Origin of the sequence: Desulfobacter postgatei 2ac9 (genome assembly GCF_000233695.2) — a bacterium.
Lineage (GTDB): Bacteria > Desulfobacterota > Desulfobacteria > Desulfobacterales > Desulfobacteraceae > Desulfobacter > Desulfobacter postgatei.
This window is the reverse complement of record NZ_CM001488.1, coordinates 1,851,174-1,876,191: the sequence shown is the minus strand read 5'-3', so window position 1 is coordinate 1,876,191 and position 25,018 is coordinate 1,851,174. Positions and strand designations below refer to the sequence as shown.

Here is a 25,018-nt window from a genome sequence, read left to right as displayed (position 1 = left end):
ATTTGTAACCGGAGCATACTACTGTATGTGAGGATTGCAAATTTTTCTGCAACGCGGCAGATGGGTGACTTTTCGTCCAAACACAAGTTACATATAAGGATTGACCTGCCCTGCCCCTTTGACTATTATTCTTGGAATATTTACTGATAAAAACACGCAAAAAAGGTGAATAGTGCAATGACTATGAATACGCTGATTATTTTTACCATACGTCTGATTATAGGTCTGGCATTCGGAATCATCCTTACCCGGCTGTTCAAACCGGACTGGGGCATCTACCATGGCGTTGTCACAGGAATCATTCTTGTGGCACTGGCCTATGGCATGAGCTATTATAGAAAATTCAAAGCGTAACAGGCAGGCATTTGTGGACAATATAATTCTGGGAACAGCCGGACACATTGATCATGGGAAAACCAGCCTGGTCAGGGCATTGACAGGCATTGAAACAGACCGCCTCAAAGAGGAGAAAGAACGCGGCATCACCATAGAGCTTGGGTTCGCCTACCTGAATCTTCCCAATGGTCGGCACATCGGCATTGTGGACATGCCCGGTCATGAAAAATTTGTAAAAAACATGGTGGCCGGCTCTTCAGGCATTGATGTGGTGGTCATGGTGATTGCGGCAGACGAAGGCGTCATGCCCCAGACCCGGGAACACATGGAGATCTGCAACCTCATGGGGATCCGACACGGCATGATTGCCCTGACCAAAACAGACCTGGTGGATGAAGATCTGCTGGAGCTGGCCATGGACGACATCCACGATTTTATTTCAGACACCTTCCTTGAAGACAAACCCATTGTACCGGTATCCTCTGCCACAGGCCAGGGGCTCGAGGAATTTTTAACCACCCTTGAAAATATATGTACACAAATTCCGCCCCGCAAATTTTCTTCCATTTTCCGTCTTCCCGTGGACCGGGTATTTTCCATGAAAGGGTTCGGCACGGTTATCACCGGGACCCTGATTTCAGGCCAGGTGAGTGTGGGCCAGGATATCATGGTGTTTCCAAGAAAAATCACATCAAAGGTCCGGGGGCTGCAGGTGCATTCCAGTTCGGTGGAAACAGCCATGGCCGGCACCCGCACCGCCATCAATTTCCAGGGCCTTGACCGGGAAGCCGTATTCAGAGGCGATGTGCTCTCCACCCCGGGGGCTTTGATTGAAAGCTATATGGTGGACGCCCAATTCCATTACCTGAAAAGCAATACCAAGCCGGCCAAGGCCCGGACACGGGTCCGGTTTCATTCGGGCACAAGTGAAATACAGGGTTATATGGTCCTGCTGGACCGGGAATCGCTTTTGCCCGGGGAGACGGCACCGGTTCAGTTCCGACTGGAATCTCCGGTCTGCTGCATCAAGGATGACCGGTACGTTATCCGATCTTATTCCCCCGTGAAAACCATCGGGGGCGGGGCTATCCTCAACCCGGTGTCCCAGAAATACAAACTTAAAGATGCGGCCATGATTGAAGGCCTTGCCGATCTTGTCCTATCGCCGGATGATGAAAAAACCATTGCCTATTTTCTGTCCATCAAGGGATATGCCGGGCTGGCCTTAAATGAATTACGGGTCATGACCAATGTGCCGGATAAAAAACTGACCGCCGCTTTACAGAAAATGCTTGCAAAACAAGAAGCGGTCCTCACGGACAAGGAGAAGCAAATCTATGTCCATGGGACTATTTTTGATGAATTTAAGGGAAAAGTACTGGAACGGCTGACCACTTATCACCAGGAAAACCCCTTAAAGGAAGGCATGCCGGCCCAGGAGCTGAAATCCAAATTTCAATATGTGGATGATGCCCGTTTTTTCAACATCCTGTTTAACCGCCTGGAAAAGGAAAACCTTATTGTTCTGGACAAAAACCTGGTGAAACTTTCGGGTTTCAAGGTGGCGCTTCAGGTGGACCAGCATGAAGTCAAGGAGAAAATTGCCGCCATTTACAAAACATCCGGCCTGACCCCGCCCTTTTTCCGTACCATATGCCAGGATCTTGACCTGGACCAGAAAACAGCCAGGGGCGTAATGCAGATGCTCATTGATGAAAAACAGGTGGTCAAGACAAAAGATGATCTGTTTTTTGATGCCGCTGCCGTCAGTGATCTGGAAACAAAACTCATTGATTTCCTCAAAGCCAATGAAAAGATCACCACACCGGAATTTAAGGATATGATCGGCATTTCCAGAAAATATGTCATTCCCCTGATTGAATACTTTGACGCCATACACCTGACCATACGGGTTGAGGATCACCGGCAGTTGAGAAAAAAAATAGCCTGACTATCAAATTCGTTCAACAAAAGAGGCGATGATACTGTCCAGGCGCATCCAGCCGTCAAGGGTCAAAACAAACCGTTGCCCGGCGTCCCGGGGTCGGGCAAATCCTTGATTTTCAAGATTTTCCATCAGGCTTTGAAACACGGTTAAAAACCGGTTCCGCCACAGGTTTTGCCCGGTTCTGATATCAAGGCCCATGGATGTTCTCAGCCCCACCATGACATACTCCATCTGCCGCTGTTCCAGGGTAAGGGTTTCATGGTCGGATGGGGGAATTTTTCCGCTCTTCAAGGCCCTGATATATCCATCCAGGTCCGGTGCATTCCAGAACCTTTTATACGCGGCCGATCCATCCGTGTCGAATTTTACGGCATAGGAATGGGCCGCCGGCCCGAACCCATGATAGGGAACCATCTGCCAGTAAGCACTGTTGTGCAGGGACCGAAGGGATGTATGCCTTGCAAAATTGGATACTTCATAATGATCCCATCCACAGGCTTTCAGATATTGGGCAGCGGCACAGAACAGATCCACCTGATCCGATTGTGCCATGGGTAAAAACATACCCCGTTCATGCATGGCATGCAGGCCTGTGCCCGGTTCCATGGTGAGCATGTAGCAGGAAAGATGCGCAGGATTAAGGCCCAAGGCCGCCTCAAGCTCCCGGATCAGGTGTTTTTCGGTCTGACCGGGAAGGCCGTACATCAGATCTATACTGATATTTTCAATACCGGCAGCACGAACCTTTTTAACGGCACACACGGCACCCTCTGCTGAATGAATGCGTCCTAAAAGGGAAAGCTGCGCCGGATCAAGCGACTGTACACCAAGGCTTACACGATTAACCCCCATATCTCGAAACGATTTCAAATGGATCTCGTCCAGGGTACCGGGATTGGCTTCAAGAGTGATTTCGGTCTGACGCCAGAGGCCAAAAGCGTTGTCCAGGGCCCGCAGAATGGATTCAAGCTGCCGTGGCCCAAGCAGAGAGGGGGTGCCGCCCCCGAAATAGACGGTTGCAGCGCCGCTTTTGGACCGGGAAGCGGTTAATTGTGAACGCAGCCGAATCTCCCGGACCAGCGCCGTCACATAATCAGGAATCAGGGATAGATCAGTTTCGGAATAAAAATCACAATACCTGCATTTTTTTATACAGAAAGGAACGTGAATATAAAGGTGTGCAGACTCAATCATCAAGTTTTTAGGGAATTTGTTCAAATTCAAGGCGGAAACAATTTTTAACCGGAGGAATATACGACATATTTTGAGGATTAAAAATTGTTTCCAACGCCGAAGTTGGGCAAATTAACAAAAACTTGGTCATTGAGTCAAACAAAACGCATCATTAACCGGTCAAGAATCTGATCCACGTTTTTCGGTGTGACCCCGTAATTTTCACAGGCAAGCCGAACCTTATCCATCTGGGGGCTTGTGTCCATATCTTCAAGCCCTTTGAAAAAACCCATGCGCCGGCCGATCTGATAAAGGATACGTTCTTTTGGGGGCAGTTCAAAAAACCGGTCAATGATCCCGATCATTTTTTCCTTGTCATGGGGCATCTTACCGGTAACCGTTTCAAACAGATTCAGAATGTGATCGCTTTTTATGCGGGACTGGATATTGTCCAGGGCCTCAAGCATGAGGCGCACTTCGGTGGCAATCATGGCATCACCCGGTTTTTCAAACATGCCCCGGAGCTGCCAGTGTGCAAGTTCTGTGGAAGGAGAAAGACCAAGGGTGCGAATTTTGATCACATCCGGATTAATTGCGTTCAACGCTTCAGCGGTCTCAAGGGCATGCTCAATGGAGAGGTCAACACCCCCTAAGCCCGGCATCACATACGCGTACAACTCAATGCCTGCCTGCCTGATCCGTTTAGCCGCCTCTATGTGCCCGGCTCTGTCAACCCCTTTACGCATACGGTTAAGCACTAAATTTGACCCGCTTTCAACCCCCACGTGAATCCGGTTAAGGCCAAGTTTATTCATCTGTTCCAGGGTATTGTCGGGTAATTGAAGGATGGTGCTGCTTCTGGCATAGGTGGCAATGGTTTTGATTCCCGGAAAACAGTCATTGATATGCCTGAAAATAAAAAGCAGCTCCTTGGGTTTCATCACCAGGGGGTTGGCGTCCTGGAGGAAAATGGTATCCATGCCTGCGGCATACCACTTGACGGCGTTGTTGAAAGCAACCCGGTCCCGGATCTCGAAACCGGTATAAATGGAATGAATCCGTTCCTGCTCAAAAGCAATGGGCTGGGCATTTTCCTGAAGCAGCCTGTCAATGTATGTGCGAATCAGATCGATATCTTTAATAATATCTTCCACAGGGCGTATGGAAAATTTCTGCTTTTTATATACCGGACAAAAGGAACAGCGGTTCCAGGGGCAGTTCCGGATCAGGCGCAACAGCAGGCTGTATGCGTCATTAATCGGATAAATGGGGCCCTGTTCATATCCCTGGTATGTCTGTGTCTGTTTCTCGTCTGCCATGACAAAAAAGCTGTAATTTTTTCCTTATGTTGAACCTTTACGATAGAAGGGTTATAAGCATTAGAAAAATGAAAGTCAATATTGGATCTGCCTTGAAAACATATACCGGATTTGATATTAATCCCTAATTTTTATAGTCAATTATCAAACTCTTTCCCAACCGGGGCAGAAAAATTTGTGCAACATAATTTGTTCAACATAAGGAGAGCCCATGCCTGGCTTTGAATTATTTTCAGATGAGGAACGTAAACATGTCAACGATGTACTGGAAACAGGCGTTTTATTCAGGTACGGATTTGAAGGGGCCAGAAACGGCCATTTTAAAGCCCTGGAATTTGAAAAAAAACTGGCTCAAATAACAGGCGCCGGGTTCAGCCATCTGTGTTCCAGCGGGACAGCAGCCCTTTGTACGGCCCTTGCAGCATGCGGCATCGGGGCCGGAGACGAGGTCATTATTCCGCCGTTTACCTTTGTGGCCACATTTGAAGCCGTAATCCAGGCCGGTGCCGTGCCTGTTTTTGCAGACATTGACCAGACCTTGTGCCTGGATCCGGACCGTCTGGAAGCGGCAGTAACCTCCCGGACCAAGGCTGTTGTGCCGGTGCATATGTGCGGGGCCATGGCAAGGATTGATGAGATCAAAGCTTTTTGCGACAAAAAGGGTCTGGTGCTTCTGGAAGACGCCTGCCAATCGTTAGGCGCAAATTTCAAGGGCAGTCATTTGGGCACATTCGGCAAGGCCGGCTGTTTCTCCTTTGACGCGGTGAAAACCGTCACCTGTGGTGAGGGCGGCGGCATTATCACAAATGACGAAGATATTTACACCCGGTGCCACCAGTATGCAGACCATGGCCATGACCACTTGGGCGGGCCGGACCGCGGGGCGGATGATCACCCCATCATCGGCACCAACTACAGGATATCCGAACTGAATGCCGCTGTGGGACTTGCCCAGTTAGGCAAACTTGACCGCATCCTTGAGATCCAGAAAAAAAACAAAGCCGCCATCAAAGATGCCATGAAAGAGATTAAAGGCGTGACCTTCCGCGCACTTCCCGATCCGGACGGGGATTCGGCCACCTTCCTGAACTTTTTTATGCCCACACAAGATCAGGCCGAAGAGGCGGCAAAAAAGCTTGCAGAAAACGGGGCTCCTTGTGCCTACTGGTATAACAATAACTGGCATTATTATAAGAAATGGCATCACCTCAAGGAGATGAAACGCGCAGCCAGACTCCCCTTTGAGTTGAGTGCCGATTTGCCGGATTATGCCGGCCTTGTTCTGGAACAAAGTGAAGAGATCATGAAGCGAACGTTGTCCATGCAGATCATGCTTTCCTGGACCCCAGACGATATGGATAAACGTATACAGGCGGTATTAACTGCCTTAAAATAAACTAAGGATTAAATATCAATGTTCAGAAATTTTAAGCTGGTTCCCAATATTCTTTTCGGCCGGGGCTGTTTTGCCCAGCTTGACGAGGTAGTGGCAGGCCGGCGCAAGTCCGGTGAAGAGTGGGCTGTTTTTGTTGTGGATGACGTATTTAAAGGCAAGGACCTTGAAAAACGCATCCCCTTGCATGACAACGATTTTCTCTTGTGGGTCAATGTAGCCGATGAACCCAAAACAGGCTATGTGGATAAGCTCACCCTGGAAGCAAAAAAATTTAACCCAGCGCTTCCCTGCGCAGTCATCGGCATTGGGGGCGGCTCCGCCATGGATCTTGCCAAATCCGTCTCTTTGATGCTCACCAACGAAGGTTCATCCACCGAGTACCAGGGATGGGACCTGATCAAAAACCCGGCCGTATGGCATGCAGCCGTACCCACCCTGTCCGGCACAGGTGCGGAAGTTTCCCGGACGGCCGTGCTCACCGGGCCCGAGAAAAAACTGGGACTGAACTCCGATTATACGGTATTTGACCAGGTGGTCCTGGACCCGCAACTGACCGCAGACGTGCCCAAGGCTCAGCACTTCTATACCGGCATGGACTGCTATATCCACTGCATTGAATCCTTGCAGGGCACCTATATCAATGAATTTTCCAAAGCTTACGGTGAAAAATCCCTGGATCTTTGCCGCCAGGTGTTTATCGATAACCACCCGGATTCGGCCGACAAGCTGATGATGGCCTCCTTTTTCGGCGGCATGAGCATTGCCTACTCCCAGGTGGGTGCCTGTCACGCCCTCTCCTATGGCCTCTCCTATGTGCTTGGCACCCATCACGGCGTGGGCTGCTGCATCACCTTTGACACCCTGGATGAATACTATCCCGACGGGGTAAGAGAGTTTCGAGCCATTATGGAAAAAACAGGGGTGGATATTCCCAGGGGAGTGACAAAGGACCTTACCGGGGATCAGATGGAGACCATGATCAGTGTGGCCCTGAACCTTGATCCTTTGTGGGAAAACTGCCTGGGTAAGGATTGGAAAGCGATCATGACCCGTGACAAGGCGCGCAGCCTTTTTGAAAAGATGTAGCCATGCCCATTGCAGTGATCCCCGCACGCTTCGGTTCCAGTCGGCTTGGCGGCAAACCCCTGGTCAACATTGCGGGCAAACCCATGATCCAGCGGGTATTTGAGCAATCCCAGAAATCATCCGTGGTGACAAGAACCATTGTTGCCACGGATGATGAACGCATTGTCAATGCCGTAAAGGCATTTGGCGGAGACGCGGTAATGACCTCGGACACCTGCCGGTCAGGTACGGACCGGGTTGCTGAAACCGCCAAGATGCTTGGTGCGGCCCCGGAAGATATCATCATCAATATCCAGGGGGATCAGCCTGTATTTAACCCGAAAAGCCTTGATGACTTGATCCGTCCCTTTGACGAAGATCCCGGCCTTGCCATGTCCACCCTGGCGTATAAGATCAAAAACCCCCGGGAGATTACAGATCCCAAGGACGTAAAGGTGGTGTTCAACCGCCAGGGCTTTGCCATGTATTTTTCCCGGGCCCAGATTCCCTTTCCCCGGGACGGCCAGACGGATGTGGACTATTATAAGCATCTGGGATTTTACGCGTATACCAAAGCTTTCCTGGACCAGATCGTCACCCTTGACACCGGCACCTGTGAACAGGTGGAAAAACTGGAGCAGCTTCGGGTGCTGGAATACGGATTCCCCATAAAAGTGGCTGTCACCCAATATGATTCACCTGAGATTGATTTGCCCGAAGATATTGAACGTGTTGAAGCTATGCTGCGCTAATACGGCTGATTATCCATGAAGACATTCTATAAGATCATCCATACCTCAAGCCGGATCCTGTGGGGCAACAGAGAAAAAAGGATTCTTTGCGAGTCATTGTGGATGAAAGAAAACGGCCACCAGGTAGCCATTGTTGCTTCGGGGGATAGTCCTTTGTTTGATAAAGCCAAACAAAACGGATTGACAGTCTATCCCATCTCCTTCAAATCATTGGCCAGAATCGGTGAGTATGGCCGGCTTAAACAGATATTTGACGGAGAACAGCCTTTTGTGGTCAATGCCCACGGCAAAGGCGATGCCAAACTTGCCTTAAAAGCAGCCCAGACCATGGGTGTTCCCTGCCGGATCATGTCCCGCCACAATGGAGAACGGGTTAAAGGCACCTGGCCCAACAAAAAAATTTATAAAACCCGGTGCCACTACGTTTTTACGAACTCAAAGGACACAACAGCCAATTTGAAGCAGACCTTCTCCCTGTCAGACATGCATATTTTCTCCATTCCCGACGGCATTGCCTTGCCTGATGGAGCCGCGAACCAGACAACAAAAACTGCAGCCCGACAGAAGTTGGCACACATCCTTGGGTTGGAAACAGATGCCCGGTTCATTGGTATTTTTGGTAAAATAGAGCGCCAAAGCCTATCAATGCTGTGCAAAACCGCTGATCAGCTGGGTCGCCGCTTCCCTTATCATCATCTGGTGATCGCCGGTAGTTCCGAAAAACAAGCCCCCATGGATGAAAAGATATATCCCCATGTGCATATGCTGCCACAAGCCGAAGAGAATAATGCCCGTTTATACCCGGCCCTGGACTGCTGTATCTATTTGCCCGACACCCGGAATTTTTACCAGGGGGTGCCCTTGGAGGTGACAGGGGCCATGGCCGGTTTTTGCCCGGTGATTGGTCCGGATACTCCCGGTATCAGGGATGTTCTGATTGACAATCAAACCGGCAGGGTCTTTGATCCCAGATACTCGGAATCTTTGCTCAAAATCATCAGTTGGACCCTGGATGCCCCCCAGGCTGTCCAGAATCTAACCCAGGCGGCCCGAACCCTGGTTGAACAACACTACACCATGGATGCCATGGGGAGGCATATCTTGCGCATTTACCGATTACGCCTGATAAAAATTAATCGAAAATTTCAAACAACCCTTTGAATAAAATAAAAAATCCCCATGAAACCACCCCCATATAGAATAATTCATACCACCTGCCACACCGACTGGGGGGGACTTGAAAAAAGAGTCCTGAACGAATCTTTATGGATGGCGGACAAAGGGCACCAGGTCGTCATTATTGCACCTGAAAATACCCCCTTGCTCCAGAAAGCAAAAGGGTGTGGGCTTAAACGATACCCCATATCTTTCAAACGCTTGTCTGCAATATCCGATTACAGCCGTCTTATTCATATTTTTAATCAAGAAAAGCCGCACATTGTCAACACCCATGGAAATACGGATTCAAAAATAGCATTGCCGGCGGCTAAAAAGGCCCATATCCCTTGCAGAATATTATCACGCCATATCAGTACGCCTGTTAACAATTCCTGGTATAATCGGTTGCTTTACAAGAAATTAAGCCATTATACATTCACCACGGCCGATTATACCAGGCGTCACCTTCAGGAGGTTTTCAACCTTTCCGATCAACAGGCTTTTTCAATTCCTTCCGGTATTGTTGAACCTGCGACGCTTAACCCAAAGGATGAGCAGAGACGTGCCATGGCAGCAAAACTCAACCTTGACCCGAATACGCGTTTTATCGGATTTGCCGGCCGGATATCCCAGGAAAAAGGCGTGGACACCCTTTTAAAAGGATTTCAAAAAGCAGCCGGACATATTCCCCACCACTTGGTCATTGCGGGGACCGGAGATTCATCTTTTCTCAGCCGGATGTCGGAACTTGCCCGGGATCTCAATATTGAAAACAGAGTACATTTTATTGGATTCCAGGAAAATGTATGGCCTTTTTACCGCGCCCTGGACTGCAAGATTCTGCCATCCGTCTTTGAAGGTATTCCCCAGGTCCTCATCGAAGCAATGTATGCCTTATGCCCGGTGATCGGCTCCAGGACCGGCGGGATTGCAGACATCATCACCCATGATGAAACCGGTCTGCTTTTTGAAGTGGGACAATCCTGCGAACTGTGTGAGATGATCATTAAAACAATTGACAATCCAGGGGCAACCATTGAACGGGCACAAAATGCGGAACAAAAAATGAAACGTCATCATACCATTGAAACCATGGGACAAAAAATTATCCGCATCTACCAGAACCATTTTAACTGTTAGGCGGGCAATGCCTATATCAATAACGAAAGATTCATTTTCGTTCTGTTCCAGCGAGATGTAAATCCGGTAATACCGAATTTAAAAACGCCCCAGCGGTCATGGTGCAAGGCATCCGCGTCAATGACAAAGCGTTTTTTGTCCTTGTATCGGGAAAAATGAAAAAAACCGGCCTCCAACCGGTTGAAATATATATCATAAATGGTCACCTTCCCTTTCTCCCAGATGGCGTAAACCTTTGTATTACTTACGCCCCTGGTCATTGTGGGCTGCAGCAGATCCACCCTGCAGTATGGCGGCAGGGTGCCGGAAACCACCTGCAGCAGTTCCTTTGATTCATTGAACGTCCTGTGCTCTTCGGGCTCCATGTGTTTTTTTATATATTTATACTCTTTAAGTGCATGCAGTTGTGAACGGTTGATCAACGTAAAGGGCCCGCATGGCCGGTCGTTATCAGCACTGATCATGGAATAGGAGTTCATATCTTCAGGCATGCACCCCAAAAGCCGTCCATACACAAGGTCCATATCCGTAAAGCCGATAAAATCATAACGATCCAGATTTTCTTTATCATGACGCAGAAAATAAAACATAAGCCGATAATCACAGACCCTTCGAAGAAAGCGTCCCGGTATGTTGATATCCAACCGCTGCTTAAAATCGGCAACCATCTGCTCGAACTGGTACGGAACGAGGGTAACTGCCGGATTAAGGGCTTTTGATTCCGTAATCCTGTCATTATAGACAAACCAGTGAAAATTAGGATGGTTGAACTCACATGATTTGGCCCAGAACGGGAAATAGGCGGGAAGTTCGCCAAAAAAGGGGACTAGAAAGGCACTTTTTAACTGAAGATCAAGCATTAAAAAATTCCTGTTGAAAAAAGGCAAACCACTATCGTTTGTATACAAAAATAACCTGGCATACTAAGGGATGATTTGCTTTTTAAGTTTAGTTAGTGCATTTATACCACTAATAACGACCATCTCCTGAGGGACACAACAAAAAATGAAAGTAACTTAACAACTTATTGAGACTTTCATATAAAACAAATTATGTAAGTTGCCAAGAACGCAATGTCAAAAACTTAAAGATTGAGTATATCTAACCATACAAGAACATGGGAAATACGTACCGGAAATCAATCTTCATGCCCTTTATACGTTTGTATGGTTTTAATTTAGAAACATCTTATCTTTATGACACTGGGGAAACAGTATGAATAAAACGGTTATATTTGTTACGGACAGCTTAGGCTCCGGAGGTGCGCAACAGGTTGTTGTTGAGTTAGCGAGGCTGTTTGATTCTTCAGGATATAGGGTTCATATTATTGCAATCAAAAATGAATGCAAACTTACAATCCCTAAATCCATAGATCTTATTTGTTTAAATTTTAAAAAAGGATTAGGCATTTATAGATGGCTCACCGACCTTTACTATTGTCAAAAATTAAGAAAAATTATTCGAAAAATCGAAAGACAAAATCATATTGCCGCTATTTTTGCTCATGAGATGTTCTCTTCTTTTCTTCTGGGAAATTTTAAATCTAAGTCCCCAGTTTTTCATACGATCCATACGAATTACTCCGAGGGGTATTTAAATGGGAAAAAATCAGGTCGAAGATTAAAAAAACTCAGGAAGTTATATAACCAAAAAAATATATTAACCGTGTCCGAAGGAATTGCAAATGATCTTTTAAACAATTTCAAAGTTTTTCCTAAGTTTATACAAACGATGTACAACCCTTTCGATTTTGAAAACATTAAAGAATTAAGTTTGAACCCTATCGATTTTAAGGAGGAAGAATTCATTTTAACTGTAGGAAGATTTTCAAAAGAAAAAAGGCATGACATACTACTGAAGGCTTATTGGGCTGCCAATATTTCTTTGCCTTTAGTGATTATAGGAGATGGCTCCATATATGAGAAAGAGCATCTTAAAAAAATGATTGAAACCTTGAACTTAACAGAAAAAGTTTATCTTGCCGGGTTTAAAAAGAATCCATATGCCTGGATGAGGCGTGCAAAATTGTTTGTCTTATCTTCTGATTTTGAAGGCCTTTCAAATGTATTAATTGAATCCTTGATTTGTGGTACCCCGGCTATTAGTACGAATTGTCCTTCAGGGCCTTCAGAGATCCTTATCAGTACTCCTGAGGCTTTATCCCCAGTTGGGGATGTCGAAAAATTATCCTACAATATTGTAAAATTTTCTAAAAATCCGCCTGAGATCAATCAAGCCGATTTGAGTCGTTTTGACTCTAAAACCATTTTCAAGCAGTATGAATCATATATTGCTCAGCTTTCCTTCTAATTTATGGGGTTTGTTTTCCTGTGAACTATTATGCCGAAATACCCAATGAACTGAGAGATATGCATAAAAACGATAATACTTTTTTATGAGCCGACCAATAAAACTTTTTTTACTCCCCGGACACAACTAAACAAATGCTGGCAAAATGATATCACACATAAATTTAAGCAAAGTCTGCAGTTCCGCACTGATTTTATTGGCAGCTACCATCCCTGTATCCACGGCCATGACCTATATGGTCTTAGGAATTTTCCTTTTGTTCTGGATTCTGGACAACTTCAAGAACCCGTTAAAAGAATTGACAGTTATCATAAAATCCAACCCTGTGGCGATGGCCGGCTGTACATTTTTCCTGATTCATATAGCAGGGCTTTCCTATACCGGTGCCGGGCAGGAAAAAATACTTGAGAGCCTGCAGAACGGCGGTAAGTTCCTATTCATAGCCATGGCCATGATCTATTTAAAGAAAGAAAAAAATACCCGGGCTGTTTTGATATCATTTATTGGTGCCATGGGAATAATTCTTCTTCTCTCGTATCTGATACGGGTCAGCATGGTGCCGGGCTTTATACCTGTAAAGGGCAACCCGTTTGACTGTTATGTTTTCCATGATCACATCAAACACAATACATTCATGGCATTTACTGTATTTGCTACGGCAGTGCTGGCCAGGTCGGCTAAAACACTTAAAGCACGACTTCTATGGACAGGATTCAGTTTCCTGGCCTTAATCAATGTATTATTCATGGTAAACGGGCGAACCGGCCATCTAATTAGCCTTGTCCTTTTTATGTACTATTTTTTTTCATGGAGCAACCGCAAAAGTATTGTAATCGCCTCTATCATCTGTCTTTGCATGGGGCTTTCTTTATGGGTCTATCCATCCAATCCTTTGTTAACAAGAGCCCGTATCGCAGTCAATGAAATAAGGGGATGGAATTACGGAAAACCGGCAAGTTGGACCTCATCTTCCGGTCTCCGCCTTGAATTCTACACAAATTCTCTTAAACTTATAAGAAAAAGCCCTTTCATCGGTACAGGCACAGGCAGCTTCCAAACATCCTACTCTAAATTGATAAAAGGAACCCAATTTCATCGATCAGACAATCCCCATAACGATTTTTTGATGACTGGTGCTCAGTTTGGCCTGGTCGGTATTTTGGTTCTTCTCTCTTTTTTCCTCACCCAATGGTGCTATGCGCGATTGTTACAAAAGAAAAAAAGGATACTGCTTGCCCGGGGTTTTGTCTTAACCATCATAACAGCCTGTATGGTCGCGTCTCCGCTCAAAGACAGTGCTGAAGGCTGGTTTTTTGCATTAATGAGTGCAACCCTGTTTGCACCGCAAAGTTAGTTTTCGCCTAACCTTAGACACTACTTCCCTTGCTCGATCCATATCCATCAACATAAGCCCGCCAGGAGCCATCCGGCAATTGGGTTGCGTCAACAGTATGCATGCCATGGCTGTTCCATCCAGCTCCGGAAGCCTCAAGGACAGGGGTTGTAATGGGTTCTTCACTATAAGCTTTAGTCGTCAATGTAGTGATCTTAAAGCCCCATACTTTACTCCCATATATGGGCAAGGTATCTTGGGCAAAACGAATCGGGTTATTTTGATACAAAATCACCCGTCCTGCAGGGCGTGCATAATGGGGATCTTTTTTGCGTATCGGACTTTTCTGATGCTGTTTGTAAGGACCTTTCAAATGCTGGGAAAAATATAGCCTAAGAGTCGAATTCCCCGAATCTGTAAACAACCACCAAATATCATTATAGAAAAAAAGACTATTGTCTGCAAAACGCTTGCCTTTCAGTAAGATGGTATCCAGTTCCCAGTGAAAAGGGAATGATACAGCACGATACAGTCGAATCTGCCGGAATTGTCTGGATTCAGGAATAAGGTAAAATTGATTTTCCCAAATAAATACATAAGGATAAGAAAGATGAAAAGGCTCGTTAAGGACAACCTTCTCATAATGCCATGTTGTCCCGTCCTCACTGCTTGCCAAGGCTATCTTTCCTCTATAACCGGTTTTAGTTTTCACCTCAGATTCAAAAAAAAGGTAGTGCTTATCTTCATACCGGACACCAAAAGGGTCTGCGACAAGTATTGACTGTCCATCGGATACGTCACAGGGGGATAGAATTGGGTTGGTTATATTGATAGGCGGTTGTAAGGTAAAAGGGGAAACACCCTCATAGATGCCGATGGACCATTGGCAATCAGGGGGTGGCGTTTGCGGAACCAATTTTTTCCTATAAAAAAATAAGTTGGGGAGCTTAATCATAAAGCGCTATATGTATCCTAACAACTAATATTATTAAAAAAAATATGAAATTCACTATGCTTATTAAATTGCAGCCGTCAATTAATAACATCTCTTTGCATCCAATAACATCTCTTTACATCGAATGCAATTGTCAGACCCCCATTGAGCAACGTTGGATGAATCCAGGATTCAAAAAAAATCAACCTATAAAACGACAAGCAGAGTGTGGAAAATCTGGGCTTCAAACACAATGACTATAGATGAACAATTTGATTTAGAACGATTTATTTTCACAATTTTGGCATTGTTTCCTGAGTTAATAGATATATTTTCCAATGGTCATATGATATATTGCTGTCAGGGTTTTTGCCCTGACGGAAACTGAAGAAGCATGGTTCAACCGTAACTTGCAAATTAGCAAAAAACAATAAAAGTATCCGGGGAAGAACACAATTCATGACAGATGTTACGATTATTATTTTAAGCTACAATACAAAAGAACTGCTTCTCAACTGCATTAAAAGCGTATTTGAAACCATAAAAGAGCTTTCTTTTGAAGTTGTGGTGGTTGACAACAACTCCCACGACGGCAGTCCCAAGGCAGTTCTTAAGGCTTTTCCCGATGTCCGTGTGATTGAAAACAGTGAAAATCTTGGATTTGCCAAAGCAAACAACATCGTACTCAGAGAGACGAAAAGCCCGTATGCGCTCCTGCTCAATTCAGACACAATCCTGACCCAGGGGGCTGTGAAGGCAATTTGCGATTTTATGGAAGAAAAAGATGATGCCGGCATATGCGCCGGTCAGCTGTTAAATGAAGATGGAACAAAACAAAACTCCTTTGCTTACTTTCCAGGTATTTTTACCCTCCTGTTTAATGAGAGCCTTATTAATACCATCTCTCCCTTTCGGAAAAACAAACATTCCATCACACACACCGAGGTAAAGGTGGACTCATGCATTGGCGCATGCATTCTCATGAAAATGGAAGCCGTGAGAAAAGCAGGCTTTTTTGACGAATCCTTTTTCTTTTTCTTTGAAGAGACCGATTTAGCCCTTACCATGCATCAAAATGGATGGTTTTCATATATCGTTCCCAGGGCAAAAATCTATCATTTAGGCGGACAAAGTGTCGGCCACAGTATTAAATCAAGGCTGCTTTTTTCCCAGTCCCGGCGAATTTATTATAAAAAACACTTTCCTTTGCTTTCCTGCGTATATATGCCGTTGATCATGGTAAGGCTGACGGCAGATTTGCTCATAAATCTAACGGTATGGACGCTGACTCTATTTTTTGCAACCGGGAAAAAAAACAAGGCCATGCTCTACTATGAACTTCTTATCTGGCATATGAAGGGATGCCCCGCCGTCCAGTGAGCCCTTAAAAAAATTAGGAATCAAACCTTTGGCAACGGATTGTGAATAAAAACGTCCAGTCCTTTTTGTTTTAAGTGAAGTTTAGCGTACTTATAGAACGTACTTTCAAAACTGCTAAGAGAAATAATAAATCCCGGCCAACCGTCCAGGCAGCCCAGTTTTAAAATATACATGCTGAACAAAGCCCACAAGCCATGGGCAAGAGCCTTGAACATCCCTGACTTTTGACCTGCCGCATTAAGCTTTTGGGCACCAAGGGTGGAATATCGGTTCATTTTTCTAAACATTTCTTCAAGATCCTTAAAAGGGATCTGAAAGATAAAGGACTTAAAGTAACCGCATTTCCTGTCACTGACCACCTCGTACCGTTCATGAACCGCGTCGTGCATAAACTTGAGTACACCTTTTCTGAACAACTGGGGCTGGCGGAAATCCGGATAATACCCTGCATGCCGGATCCATTTTCCCATAAAATAATTTCGACGGGGGACATAATATGCATCCAGGCTGTTGGGATCATTTATGATCTTAATAATTTCTTTTTTTGCAATTTCGGTACACCGCTCATCAGCATCCAAGCTAAACACCCAGTCGTGGCTGCACGCATTGATGGCATCTTCCCTGAGTTTGCCAAACCCTTCAAAGGGGAGCTGAATCACCCTGGCCCCGTGATCCTGCGCAATTTTTGCCGTATTATCGGTGCTGAAGGAATCGGCAACAACCACTTCGTCCGCCCAGGCCACACTTTTTAATGCAGCTTCAATTTTATCGGCTTCATTATACGCTATAATATAAACAGACAACTTCGGGGATGAAACTATAGTCATACGGTGGTTTCCTTCTTATTTTTTAATGCATACTGTATCTTTTCAAACACTTCAGGAACGGTCAGCTCTTCCATGCACCTGTAGTGTCTGCATGGGGTATGGGCGTAACAAGGGGAACACTCCAGGTCCTTTTGAATTACTGTGTGGATAAAACCATAGGGGCCGGTCCGAACCGGGTTGGCCGGTCCGAATATGGCAAAGACCGGAACATCCAGGGCCGCGGCAATATGCATGGGTCCGGTGTCGTTACAGATAAAATACCGCGACTTTGCAATGACCGGCAAAAGATCCTTCAGCCCTGTTTTCCCGGCAATGGACACGGCGTTTCCCTTTGATGATTGTTCCACCGCCAATGCAATATCCGCCTCCGATGCAGAGGCGATGACCACGGCAGGCAGGTCCAGCATGGATGCAAGCGCCCCGAATTTTGAGGCGTGCCACCGGTTGGCCGGTTTTCCGGCAGAGGGACAGATAATGGCATATTGATCCGGCAGTTGTTTCATAATATCAGGCACGGGGTTATACGGCGCAAACGGATATTTAACCTTGTCAACGCAACAGCCCATGAAACGGGCAATTTCAAGATACCGGTCAATGGCGTGAATGTTCATTGATCCATGAATTTTATGGGTATAAAAAAGGGGGCTGCCTTCATCCGACTCTTTAAATCCCAAACGGACAGGGGCCTTGGAAAACGCAGAAATCACACCGGAGCGAAACAGGCCTGACAAATCAATGCACACATCATAGTGCTGTTCCGCCAGCCTTCGTCTCAAATCGTTTATCTCCTTTAGTGTCAGCCTGAGCCGGGCCGGTTTTTTCCATTGGTCTTTGTTAATCACCCACAGACGGTTGATCATGGGGTGCCCCTCCAGAAAGGTATGAAGTCCATGGGCCACCACCCAATCGATCCTGGCCCATGGAAACCGCTGTTTCAATGCGTAAAGAAAGGGCATGGCGTGGACAATATCCCCCAGGGCACTGGGCTTGACAATTAAAATCCGGTTGACCCCGGCAAACAGATCCTTTTGGGCATCAGCCATTAAATCCCTCCTTTTCCAGAAAAGAGTTGCAGGCCGCCATCACCATATCCACGGTAATTTTATCCATGCATTTATGATCCGTGGGACACTGCTTTTTCAGGCAGGGACTGCAGGGAACCGCCTGCCTGACCATGACACTGTTTTTATTTGCAGGGGCTGTGGCAATATGGTCGGTGGAACCGATCACGGCCACCTGATTTACATTGAGGGCCGCGGCAACATGCATCAGGCCGGAATCATTAGTCACAAAAAGGTTTAACGCACTGATCAGGGCAAAGGCTTTGGAGAGGCTGGTCCTGCCCGCCATGTTGATGCAGGCCCCTTGGGCCATGGCGCAGATTTCATCCCCAAGCTCCCGATCTGCGGGCCCGCCGAAAATAATGACCCGGGTCCGGTGGCGCGCTGCCAGTCCTGAGGCAAGTTGCGCGTACCGTTCCGGAAACCAGCGTTTAGCCGTCCCCCCGGTGGCCCCGGGATTGATGCCCAGCACGGGACGACCCGGACCCGACAATGCCTGTTCATCAAGAAATCGCTGGGCCCATTCCCTGTCCCGGGGATCCGGGTAAAGCTCCAGCTCCCTGCCCGCAATGTCAAGGCCTGCCGAGCTTAAAATGGCCAGGTAATAATCAATGAGATGACCTTTCTTCAGGGAAGGATCCATCTTGATGCACCGGTTGAGCAGCATGGCCCGGGCATCGGTGTTGTAGCCCAAACGTTCGGGAATCCGGGCCAGGAATGCCAACAGTGCGGCCTCAAACGCATTTTGCATCAGAATGGCCAGATCAAACCTTTGAAACCGCATATCTTTGGCCAGCCTGAGGGTTCCTAAACCCATTTTGTGGCGTCCCTGATTTTCATACACCATAACATGGTCAACATGGGGGTTGTTCTGATACACCGGTACCACCCAGGGTTTGGCCAGCACCGTGATCCTGGCCCTGGGAAAATTTGAGCGCACAGCCCGGACCACCGGGGTAGTCATAACGGCATCTCCCACCCAATTGGCGGCCCGGATCAGGATGTGTGCCCGGCTGCTGTCTTTCAATCGGATTTTAGTCATCTGTTTTAGGCCAGGGGCAATAGTTTTTGGTTTTCCAGCGATTGTGGACCCAGAAATACTGATCCGGATATTTTCTGACCAGGGACTCAATCGCCGATGTATAGTTCTGGGTATTAATCTCAATATCTTTGATGGGGTCCCCGGTTTCCACCAAGGGAATTTCAGGCAGGAACTCCACAGTGAAATGCCGGTTTTTACGCACCGTATATATGGGTAACACAGGCGCCTTGGTTTTCAGTGCCAGCTTGGCAAAGCCCCTGTGGGTACAGGCCGGTGCCCCAAAAAAATCCACAAATGGGCCCATGTACCAGTCCACACTCTGATCCAGAAGGGACCCTACGATTTGACCTTGGTTCAATATGGCTTCAGCTGTTTTAGAGCTCTTTCCCTTGGGGATCACTTCCAGGTTAAACCGACTGCGATTTTCCCGGATCAGCCGGTCCAGGGGCTTAAAATCTAATTTTCTATAGATGGCATATCCCTTGACCCCCACCGGCTCTATGCCGGCGATAAGCATTTCAAAATTCCCCAGGTGACACAACAATCCGATCACCCCTTTGCCCCTGGCATGAGCCGCTTTGATATATTCCACCCCTTTGATGGTGAAATGGCTTAAAAATGTATCCCGGTCAAACTTCAGGGTCCATGCAAATTCGAACACAATGGTCACAATATTTTTAAACACCTGTTTGCCAAGTATTTTGATCTGGCCCGGTGTCATCTGATCGCCAAAGGCCCGGGTAAGATTTTCCAGGGTGATTTTTCGATGTCTTGCGTCAATTTTGAACCAGAGCAGGCCTAAAAAGTGGGCACAAGAATCAGCCAGCCAAATGGGCAGTCTGCCCAGGGCCAGCACCAGAAGACGCAACAACCGATAAATCTGATCATCATTCATATAACCCCCATGTCCTAGCGGACACAACAAACAATGAAAGATATGAGTTATGAGTAGTGAGTATTGAGAAAAACAGCTTGTTTTAAATCTCAATACTCAATACTCAATACTCAAAACTTTCATATAAAAACTATCATGGACAACCCTGACGTTGCGGCCTGCCAAACCTATTGTCCAAAATAAATTTTTCCAGGTCTTGGGAATTGGAAAAACGCAACCGAATGTCAATGACAGCAACCGTCACATCCCTGAAGTATGCCGGGTTTACCTTTACCCAATCTTTCCGGGTTGTCAGGATCAAATCCACATTCAACGCCCTAGCCCGGTCCAGAATCCGTTTAAAATCAGGCCCGTTATACCTGCAATGGTCGCAAAATTCAAGGTGGTCGGAAATGTTTACCCCCAGATCCCTCACGGAGTGTGCAAAGACCGCGTTCCGGGCCAGGCCTGAAAACAGAACAGCTCTCTTTCCTTTCAGCATCCATGATTGAAAGTTTTTTGTGTCATTATCGCTCCCCGCCGGAAATAATTGCGCCACAAAGGGTTCATTCGTGCAGAAAAAAACCGGCACAGACGGCAATTTTTCACTGATGTCGTTTGCCGCGGATTGACTCTCTGATCCGTGAAACGCGTCCAATTGAAATACATCCGGGGGAGACCGGGTGAACACAATGGCATCAATTCTATTCTTTGCCATACCAAGCGTTTCACGCAACCGGCCTGCCGGGAGCATGCGGCCGTTCCCCAAAGGCTGCCTGTAGTCCAGAAGCACCAGATTAAGGTCCCGGCGCAATTTCAGGTGCTGGAATCCGTCATCAAGAATGATCACATCCGGTGCAAAGGTTTCCAAAGCCATAAGGCCCGCCTTATACCGGTCTTTTCCCACCACCACGGGAAAGGCTTTTTCCATGGCCATCATATAAGGTTCATCACCGCAGGTTTTTGCATCCAAAAACACCTGCCGGCCGTCCGATACCACAGCAGCCTCTTTTTCAAGTGCCCCCCTGTAACCCCGGCTGATCACCACGGGACGCAACCCGTTTTCCACCAGCATCCTGGCCAGCCAGATTGCCATGGGTGTCTTACCCGATCCCCCCACAGCCAGGTTGCCGATGGAGATCACAGGGCAATCAAGGCCCCTGGATTTCAGAAAACCGGTCCCATACATGGTATAACGCAGTCTCACGCAGGCTTTGTACAGACTTGCACAGCCGGCCAGCACCTGATCAAAGCAACAAGGCGAAAAGGGACCAGGGTTTTCCATGGTCTGCAATACCCGTTTTTCTATCCGGTCAAGCCAGGCTTTAATCAAGAAACGCCTCCATCCGGCTTAAACAGGCATCTATCGCCCCTGCGTTGCCGTTAAAAATTTGCCGGGCATTGTGTCCGGTGTGGCGGCAATGGTCAGGATTGCGCAGCAATTGTTCCAGTTCACCGGCCAGGGCTTTTTCGTCTTCAACCAGGATGCCGCCTTTGCCCTGGATAAACAATTGGGTCATTTCACGAAAGTCCGTCATATGGGGCCCAAAAAGAACCGGTTTGCCGAACATGGCCGGTTCCAGAAGGTTATGCCCGCCCTGGGCCACCAGGGATCCACCCACAAAGGCAACGGTACAAAGCGCATAGGCGTTGGCCAGAATACCGATGGTGTTGAGAAATATAATATCTGCACCTTGCTTGCTTTCAAGCGGATCCAGGTAGCATGCAACCCTGAACCCGGCTATGGGCAATTCCCTGAACAAAGCGGTACACCTGCCCGGATCCCGGGGGGCAATAACAAGTTTAAGTTCAGGGGCTGTCCGTCTTGCCTGGATAAACGCCCGGACCACCATGGGTTCTTCACCGGGGTGGGTGGAACCGGCCACCATTATCCGGTCACCCGTGTGAAATCCCAGATTCCGGACCAGGGTTGAAACTTCTTCCCGGGATAAAATAGGACAGGGCTGATCAAACTTGATATTGCCGGTGACCTGAATACGCTTCCCGGACACACCAAGCTGTTCAAAGCCCAAAGCGTCCTGCCGGGTTTGGGCCAAAACACAGGAAAGCGTTGAAAAAAACAGTTTGGACAACGGCCCAATACACTGATACCCCTTTAAAGAGCGTGGGGACAATCGTGCATTCACAAGGACCACTGGAATTTTGCATTGATGCATGACAGACAAAAAACCGGGCCACAAATCCGTTTCCACCAGACAAACAAGGTCCGGTGAAATGCGTGAGGCCACCCGCATCACTGCAAACCAAATATCAAAGGGGAAATAACCCACCGCCGTAACCGGGGAGTCGGCCCGGCCCGGGTGCATCAGCGCAAGGGCCCGCTCAAATCCGGTTTTGGTGGATGCCGTAAAAATAATATGGTGGGTCGGATATTTTTTTTTAAACGCGGTTACCAGGGGCAGACTTGAGTTCACTTCTCCCACCGACAGGGCATGAACCCAGATTCTGTGCGTATTGGCTTCTTTCTTAGGAATCCGGGTAAACAAGCCCAGGCGTTGTAATAGATTGGCCCGCCGTTTGGCCGAAAACATCCATACAATCGGCAAAAAAGGCAGGCACAAAAAGAATAGACCCAGGGTGATGATATGGTAAAAAAAAATCATGAAACCGGCATTATTCCGTCTGAATCAGATAGATAGACCCCAGGCATAAAAAAACCAGGTTGCCCACCCAGGCGGCCACCACCGGCGGCAGGATCTTTGCGTAGCCCAAAGAGGCCGTAAACCCGAATACAAACCAGTACAGAAAACAAAATCCCATGCCCACGGCAATGCCCACGGGCAGATTGGTTTTCACAAAACGCCTCATGCCCGTGGCAGCCCCTGTCAACGCCATGATAACACAGATAAAGGGAAAGGCGAGCTTCCCGTGCATATCCACTTTATAAGTGGTGGCGTCATACCCTTCAGCCGTTACTTTTTCCACATACCCTCTAAGCTCGGTATAACTCATTTCGTTGGTCTTCTGGGCCACGCGGCCAAGGTCGTCAGGGTTCAGATCAAGGGTTATGACCTTGCTGGGCTTTGCGGTCACCTGATAGTCTTCGATTTTGGGGTCATACACCTGTTCAGTGACATCTTCCAGAATCCATTGGCCGTTGTCATAATACCCTTTTGCCGCATCAATACGCGAGGCGATCTTGAAGCCTGCGCCCATGGTGGTGCATGTGATGCCGGCCACCGTTTTTTGCGCCGGGTCAAAAAAATTAATATGCACCAGCATTTTACCCGAACGGATCCAGAAGTCTTTTCGACTATGAACCACCCCTTTGTTTTCAACCATCTCATGGTAACGAATGTGGTTGGAGCGGGCCATGGACACGGGAATCAGGGTTTCACCCAAAAACAGCATCAACAGGGCCGAAAGACATCCGACCCCAATAGCCGGCTTGACCAGAAAATAAACAGAGATCCCCGAAGACCTTAACGCCGTAAGCTCTTCATTCCGATTCATAATACCAAACACGGAAATAACGGCAAGAAGCAGCCCTGCCGGAGTGAACTGAACAAACATATACGGCAGCTTAAGCAGCACATACCAAAGGCCCCTGGCAAAAGACACATCGTATTCAAGCATTCTATCCATATGGGACAGGTAATCAATAAAAACAAACAGTATAATAACCAATGCCTGGATAATAATGAAAATCCTGATAAACTCTTTAAGCCAGTATTTGTGCAGGCATTTAATCACGATTTTCTCCTTTTCCTGAAACAGACCACGACAGTTGCCGCAAGATTTTGCATCCAACGGGGCAGATGTACGGGCTGCTCCTTGGCATTACGGATCAAAAGAAAAATGCCCGCCCCCCCCATAACCACATTGGGCAGCCACATGGCAATGACCGGCGGATAACGGCCGGCCTCCCCGCCGGACCAGCCAAAGGCCAGCAGGAGATAGTAAAGCAGGAAAAAACCGATTCCCATTCCAAATCCGCTTGATTTTCTTAAGGATATGGACTGAACACCCAAGGGAAATGCCAACACCCCCAAAGCAAGACAAGCAAAGGAAATGGAAAATTTTTCATGCAAAACCAGACGTGCTTCCCTATCCATTTCAGGTTTTTTAAAACCGATTTTGATACGCTGGAGCAGTTCATGAAGGCCCATTTCATCAAAATCCTTTGTCACTTCCGTGGACTTATGTTGTTGCATGGCAGTCAGGTCGACATTGATGTCATAGTGCCCGAAATTGATATTGGTTACGGAATGATTCTGAACATTAACCTGGTTGATCATGCCGTCATACAGACGGATGGTGTATACATCCTGGTCTCCCTGGCGCACCAGGCGTCCCCTGGGAGCGGTTGAGATAGAAACCATGTCGGCAGTCCTGCGGTCCTCAATGAATACGTCCGTCAAATCCCGGGTGCCCATATCCACATGGGCCACGTAAATCATGATTCCATTCAGCTGACTGTTGAACTGGCGCTCCTGCAGTGCTGCGTCAATACTGGACCTGGCAAGTTCTATGGTTTTCACCTTCAGGGCCAGTTTGCCATTGGGAATCCCGTAAACCGTCACCCACATGGTGATTAAAAGGGTAATCACACTGAAGAGAAGTACGGGCGGCAAAAGTTTGTACAAAGACATTCCCGCCCCTTTCAGGGCGATGATTTCATTGTCCCCTGACATGCGCATGATAGTCAAAAGCACCGAAATCATGACCGACATGGGAATGGTAAACTCCATGAACCGCGGCAGGGTATAGGATATCAAAAGCAGGATATCCGTGATACTGGAGTTGTAGTTAACCACCATATTCGTGATATCCGGAATCCGGGTCATCAAAAACACCGAGGTCAGAAAAAAGGTGCTTATGGCAAACGGCGGGATCAGCTCAAAAAAAAGATAGGTATGTATACGTTTGAAAACCTTCATTGGCTTGGAAAATATGAACTTCTGGACATTGTGTCAATTACTATTGTTTGCATTATATTATTTTTCTGG

The 25,018-nt window shown here is 47.2% G+C and carries 22 protein-coding genes; 10 read left to right on the top strand and 12 right to left on the bottom strand.

Going from position 1 to position 25,018, the window contains the following annotated elements:
- Positions 1–183 precede the first annotated feature (183 nt).
- Entirely contained in the window at positions 184–354 is a 171-nt protein-coding gene (locus DESPODRAFT_RS20310; RefSeq protein WP_216594066.1) for a hypothetical protein, read from the top strand.
- A 13-nt stretch (positions 355–367) separates the two neighbouring features.
- Entirely contained in the window at positions 368–2,287 is a 1,920-nt protein-coding gene (selB, locus tag DESPODRAFT_RS08590; RefSeq protein ID WP_004072891.1) for a selenocysteine-specific translation elongation factor, read from the top strand.
- Between the two features lie 3 nt (positions 2,288–2,290).
- Here selB and hemW read toward each other — a convergent pair whose 3' ends face one another.
- Both hemW and DESPODRAFT_RS08580 read right to left on the bottom strand, forming a co-directional pair.
- Entirely contained in the window at positions 2,291–3,478 is a 1,188-nt protein-coding gene (gene hemW, locus DESPODRAFT_RS08585; RefSeq protein WP_004072890.1) for a radical SAM family heme chaperone HemW, read from the bottom strand.
- Positions 3,479–3,612: 134 nt separating this feature from the next.
- Positions 3,613–4,776 (bottom strand): radical SAM protein, encoded by a 1,164-nt coding sequence (locus DESPODRAFT_RS08580; RefSeq protein ID WP_004072889.1) that lies wholly within the window; start codon positions 4,774–4,776, stop codon positions 3,613–3,615.
- A 211-nt stretch (positions 4,777–4,987) separates the two neighbouring features.
- Between DESPODRAFT_RS08580 and DESPODRAFT_RS08575 the strand changes: the two genes are divergently transcribed.
- Genes DESPODRAFT_RS08575 through DESPODRAFT_RS08555 form a run of 5 tightly spaced genes read left to right on the top strand, consistent with a single transcriptional unit; the run spans position 4,988 to position 10,287 of the window.
- Positions 4,988–6,172 (top strand): DegT/DnrJ/EryC1/StrS family aminotransferase, encoded by a 1,185-nt coding sequence (locus DESPODRAFT_RS08575; RefSeq protein WP_004072888.1) that lies wholly within the window; start codon positions 4,988–4,990, stop codon positions 6,170–6,172.
- An 18-nt stretch (positions 6,173–6,190) separates the two neighbouring features.
- Positions 6,191–7,258, top strand: coding sequence for an iron-containing alcohol dehydrogenase family protein (locus DESPODRAFT_RS08570; RefSeq protein WP_004072887.1), 1,068 nt, complete (start codon positions 6,191–6,193; stop codon positions 7,256–7,258).
- 2 nt (positions 7,259–7,260) lie between these two features.
- Positions 7,261–7,989, top strand: a complete 729-nt coding sequence (kdsB, locus tag DESPODRAFT_RS08565) for a 3-deoxy-manno-octulosonate cytidylyltransferase (protein ID WP_004072886.1) — start codon at positions 7,261–7,263, stop codon at positions 7,987–7,989.
- Positions 7,990–8,004: 15 nt separating this feature from the next.
- Positions 8,005–9,150, top strand: coding sequence for a glycosyltransferase family 4 protein (locus DESPODRAFT_RS08560; protein WP_004072885.1), 1,146 nt, complete (start codon positions 8,005–8,007; stop codon positions 9,148–9,150).
- An 18-nt stretch (positions 9,151–9,168) separates the two neighbouring features.
- Complete coding sequence (locus DESPODRAFT_RS08555; protein ID WP_004072884.1) at positions 9,169–10,287, top strand: glycosyltransferase family 4 protein; 1,119 nt, start codon at positions 9,169–9,171, stop codon at positions 10,285–10,287.
- Between the two features lie 11 nt (positions 10,288–10,298).
- Here the strand turns inward: DESPODRAFT_RS08555 and DESPODRAFT_RS08550 are convergent, their stop codons facing one another.
- Complete coding sequence (locus tag DESPODRAFT_RS08550) at positions 10,299–11,147, bottom strand: DUF6625 family protein (protein WP_004072883.1); 849 nt, start codon at positions 11,145–11,147, stop codon at positions 10,299–10,301.
- A gap of 355 nt (positions 11,148–11,502) precedes the next feature.
- Here DESPODRAFT_RS08550 and DESPODRAFT_RS08545 point away from each other — a divergent pair, with 355 nt between their 5' ends.
- Together DESPODRAFT_RS08545 and DESPODRAFT_RS08540 are read left to right on the top strand one after the other, a co-directional pair.
- Entirely contained in the window at positions 11,503–12,597 is a 1,095-nt protein-coding gene (locus DESPODRAFT_RS08545; RefSeq protein ID WP_004072882.1) for a glycosyltransferase, read from the top strand.
- 145 nt (positions 12,598–12,742) lie between these two features.
- Positions 12,743–13,951 (top strand): O-antigen ligase family protein, encoded by a 1,209-nt coding sequence (locus tag DESPODRAFT_RS08540; protein WP_004072881.1) that lies wholly within the window; start codon positions 12,743–12,745, stop codon positions 13,949–13,951.
- Between the two features lie 13 nt (positions 13,952–13,964).
- On the opposite strand, the gene DESPODRAFT_RS08535 is transcribed toward DESPODRAFT_RS08540, so the two are convergent.
- On the bottom strand, positions 13,965–14,885 hold the full coding sequence (locus tag DESPODRAFT_RS08535; protein WP_004072880.1) for a glucosamine inositolphosphorylceramide transferase family protein: 921 nt from the start codon (positions 14,883–14,885) through the stop codon (positions 13,965–13,967).
- A gap of 438 nt (positions 14,886–15,323) precedes the next feature.
- On the opposite strand from DESPODRAFT_RS08535, the gene DESPODRAFT_RS08530 reads away from it, so the two are divergent.
- Positions 15,324–16,244 carry a glycosyltransferase family 2 protein gene (locus tag DESPODRAFT_RS08530; protein WP_004072879.1) on the top strand — a complete coding sequence of 307 codons (921 nt, stop codon included), beginning with the start codon at positions 15,324–15,326 and terminating at the stop codon, positions 16,242–16,244.
- A gap of 20 nt (positions 16,245–16,264) precedes the next feature.
- On the opposite strand, the gene DESPODRAFT_RS08525 is transcribed toward DESPODRAFT_RS08530, so the two are convergent.
- The 8 genes from DESPODRAFT_RS08525 to lptF form a co-directional block, all read right to left on the bottom strand.
- A complete protein-coding gene (locus DESPODRAFT_RS08525; protein WP_004072878.1) occupies positions 16,265–17,071 on the bottom strand; it encodes a glycosyltransferase family 2 protein in 807 nt (268 codons plus the stop codon).
- Positions 17,068–18,114 carry a glycosyltransferase family 9 protein gene (locus tag DESPODRAFT_RS08520; protein ID WP_004072877.1) on the bottom strand — a complete coding sequence of 349 codons (1,047 nt, stop codon included), beginning with the start codon at positions 18,112–18,114 and terminating at the stop codon, positions 17,068–17,070. The genes DESPODRAFT_RS08525 and DESPODRAFT_RS08520 overlap by 4 nt, the downstream gene beginning before the upstream one ends.
- A complete protein-coding gene (gene waaF / locus DESPODRAFT_RS08515) occupies positions 18,107–19,174 on the bottom strand; it encodes a lipopolysaccharide heptosyltransferase II (RefSeq protein ID WP_004072876.1) in 1,068 nt (355 codons plus the stop codon). Before waaF ends, DESPODRAFT_RS08520 begins: the two co-directional genes overlap by 8 nt.
- On the bottom strand, positions 19,167–20,069 hold the full coding sequence (locus DESPODRAFT_RS08510; RefSeq protein ID WP_004072875.1) for a lysophospholipid acyltransferase family protein: 903 nt from the start codon (positions 20,067–20,069) through the stop codon (positions 19,167–19,169). Before DESPODRAFT_RS08510 ends, waaF begins: the two co-directional genes overlap by 8 nt.
- A 133-nt stretch (positions 20,070–20,202) precedes the next feature.
- Positions 20,203–21,381 (bottom strand): tetraacyldisaccharide 4'-kinase, encoded by a 1,179-nt coding sequence (gene lpxK, locus DESPODRAFT_RS08505; protein WP_004072874.1) that lies wholly within the window; start codon positions 21,379–21,381, stop codon positions 20,203–20,205.
- Entirely contained in the window at positions 21,374–22,672 is a 1,299-nt protein-coding gene (locus tag DESPODRAFT_RS08500) for a 3-deoxy-D-manno-octulosonic acid transferase (protein ID WP_004072873.1), read from the bottom strand. The genes lpxK and DESPODRAFT_RS08500 overlap by 8 nt, the downstream gene beginning before the upstream one ends.
- A 10-nt stretch (positions 22,673–22,682) precedes the next feature.
- Positions 22,683–23,762 (bottom strand): LPS export ABC transporter permease LptG, encoded by a 1,080-nt coding sequence (lptG, locus tag DESPODRAFT_RS08495; protein WP_004072872.1) that lies wholly within the window; start codon positions 23,760–23,762, stop codon positions 22,683–22,685.
- Positions 23,759–24,949, bottom strand: coding sequence for an LPS export ABC transporter permease LptF (gene lptF, locus DESPODRAFT_RS08490; RefSeq protein WP_004072871.1), 1,191 nt, complete (start codon positions 24,947–24,949; stop codon positions 23,759–23,761). The genes lptG and lptF overlap by 4 nt, the downstream gene beginning before the upstream one ends.
- Between the last annotated feature and the right edge of the window lie 69 nt (positions 24,950–25,018).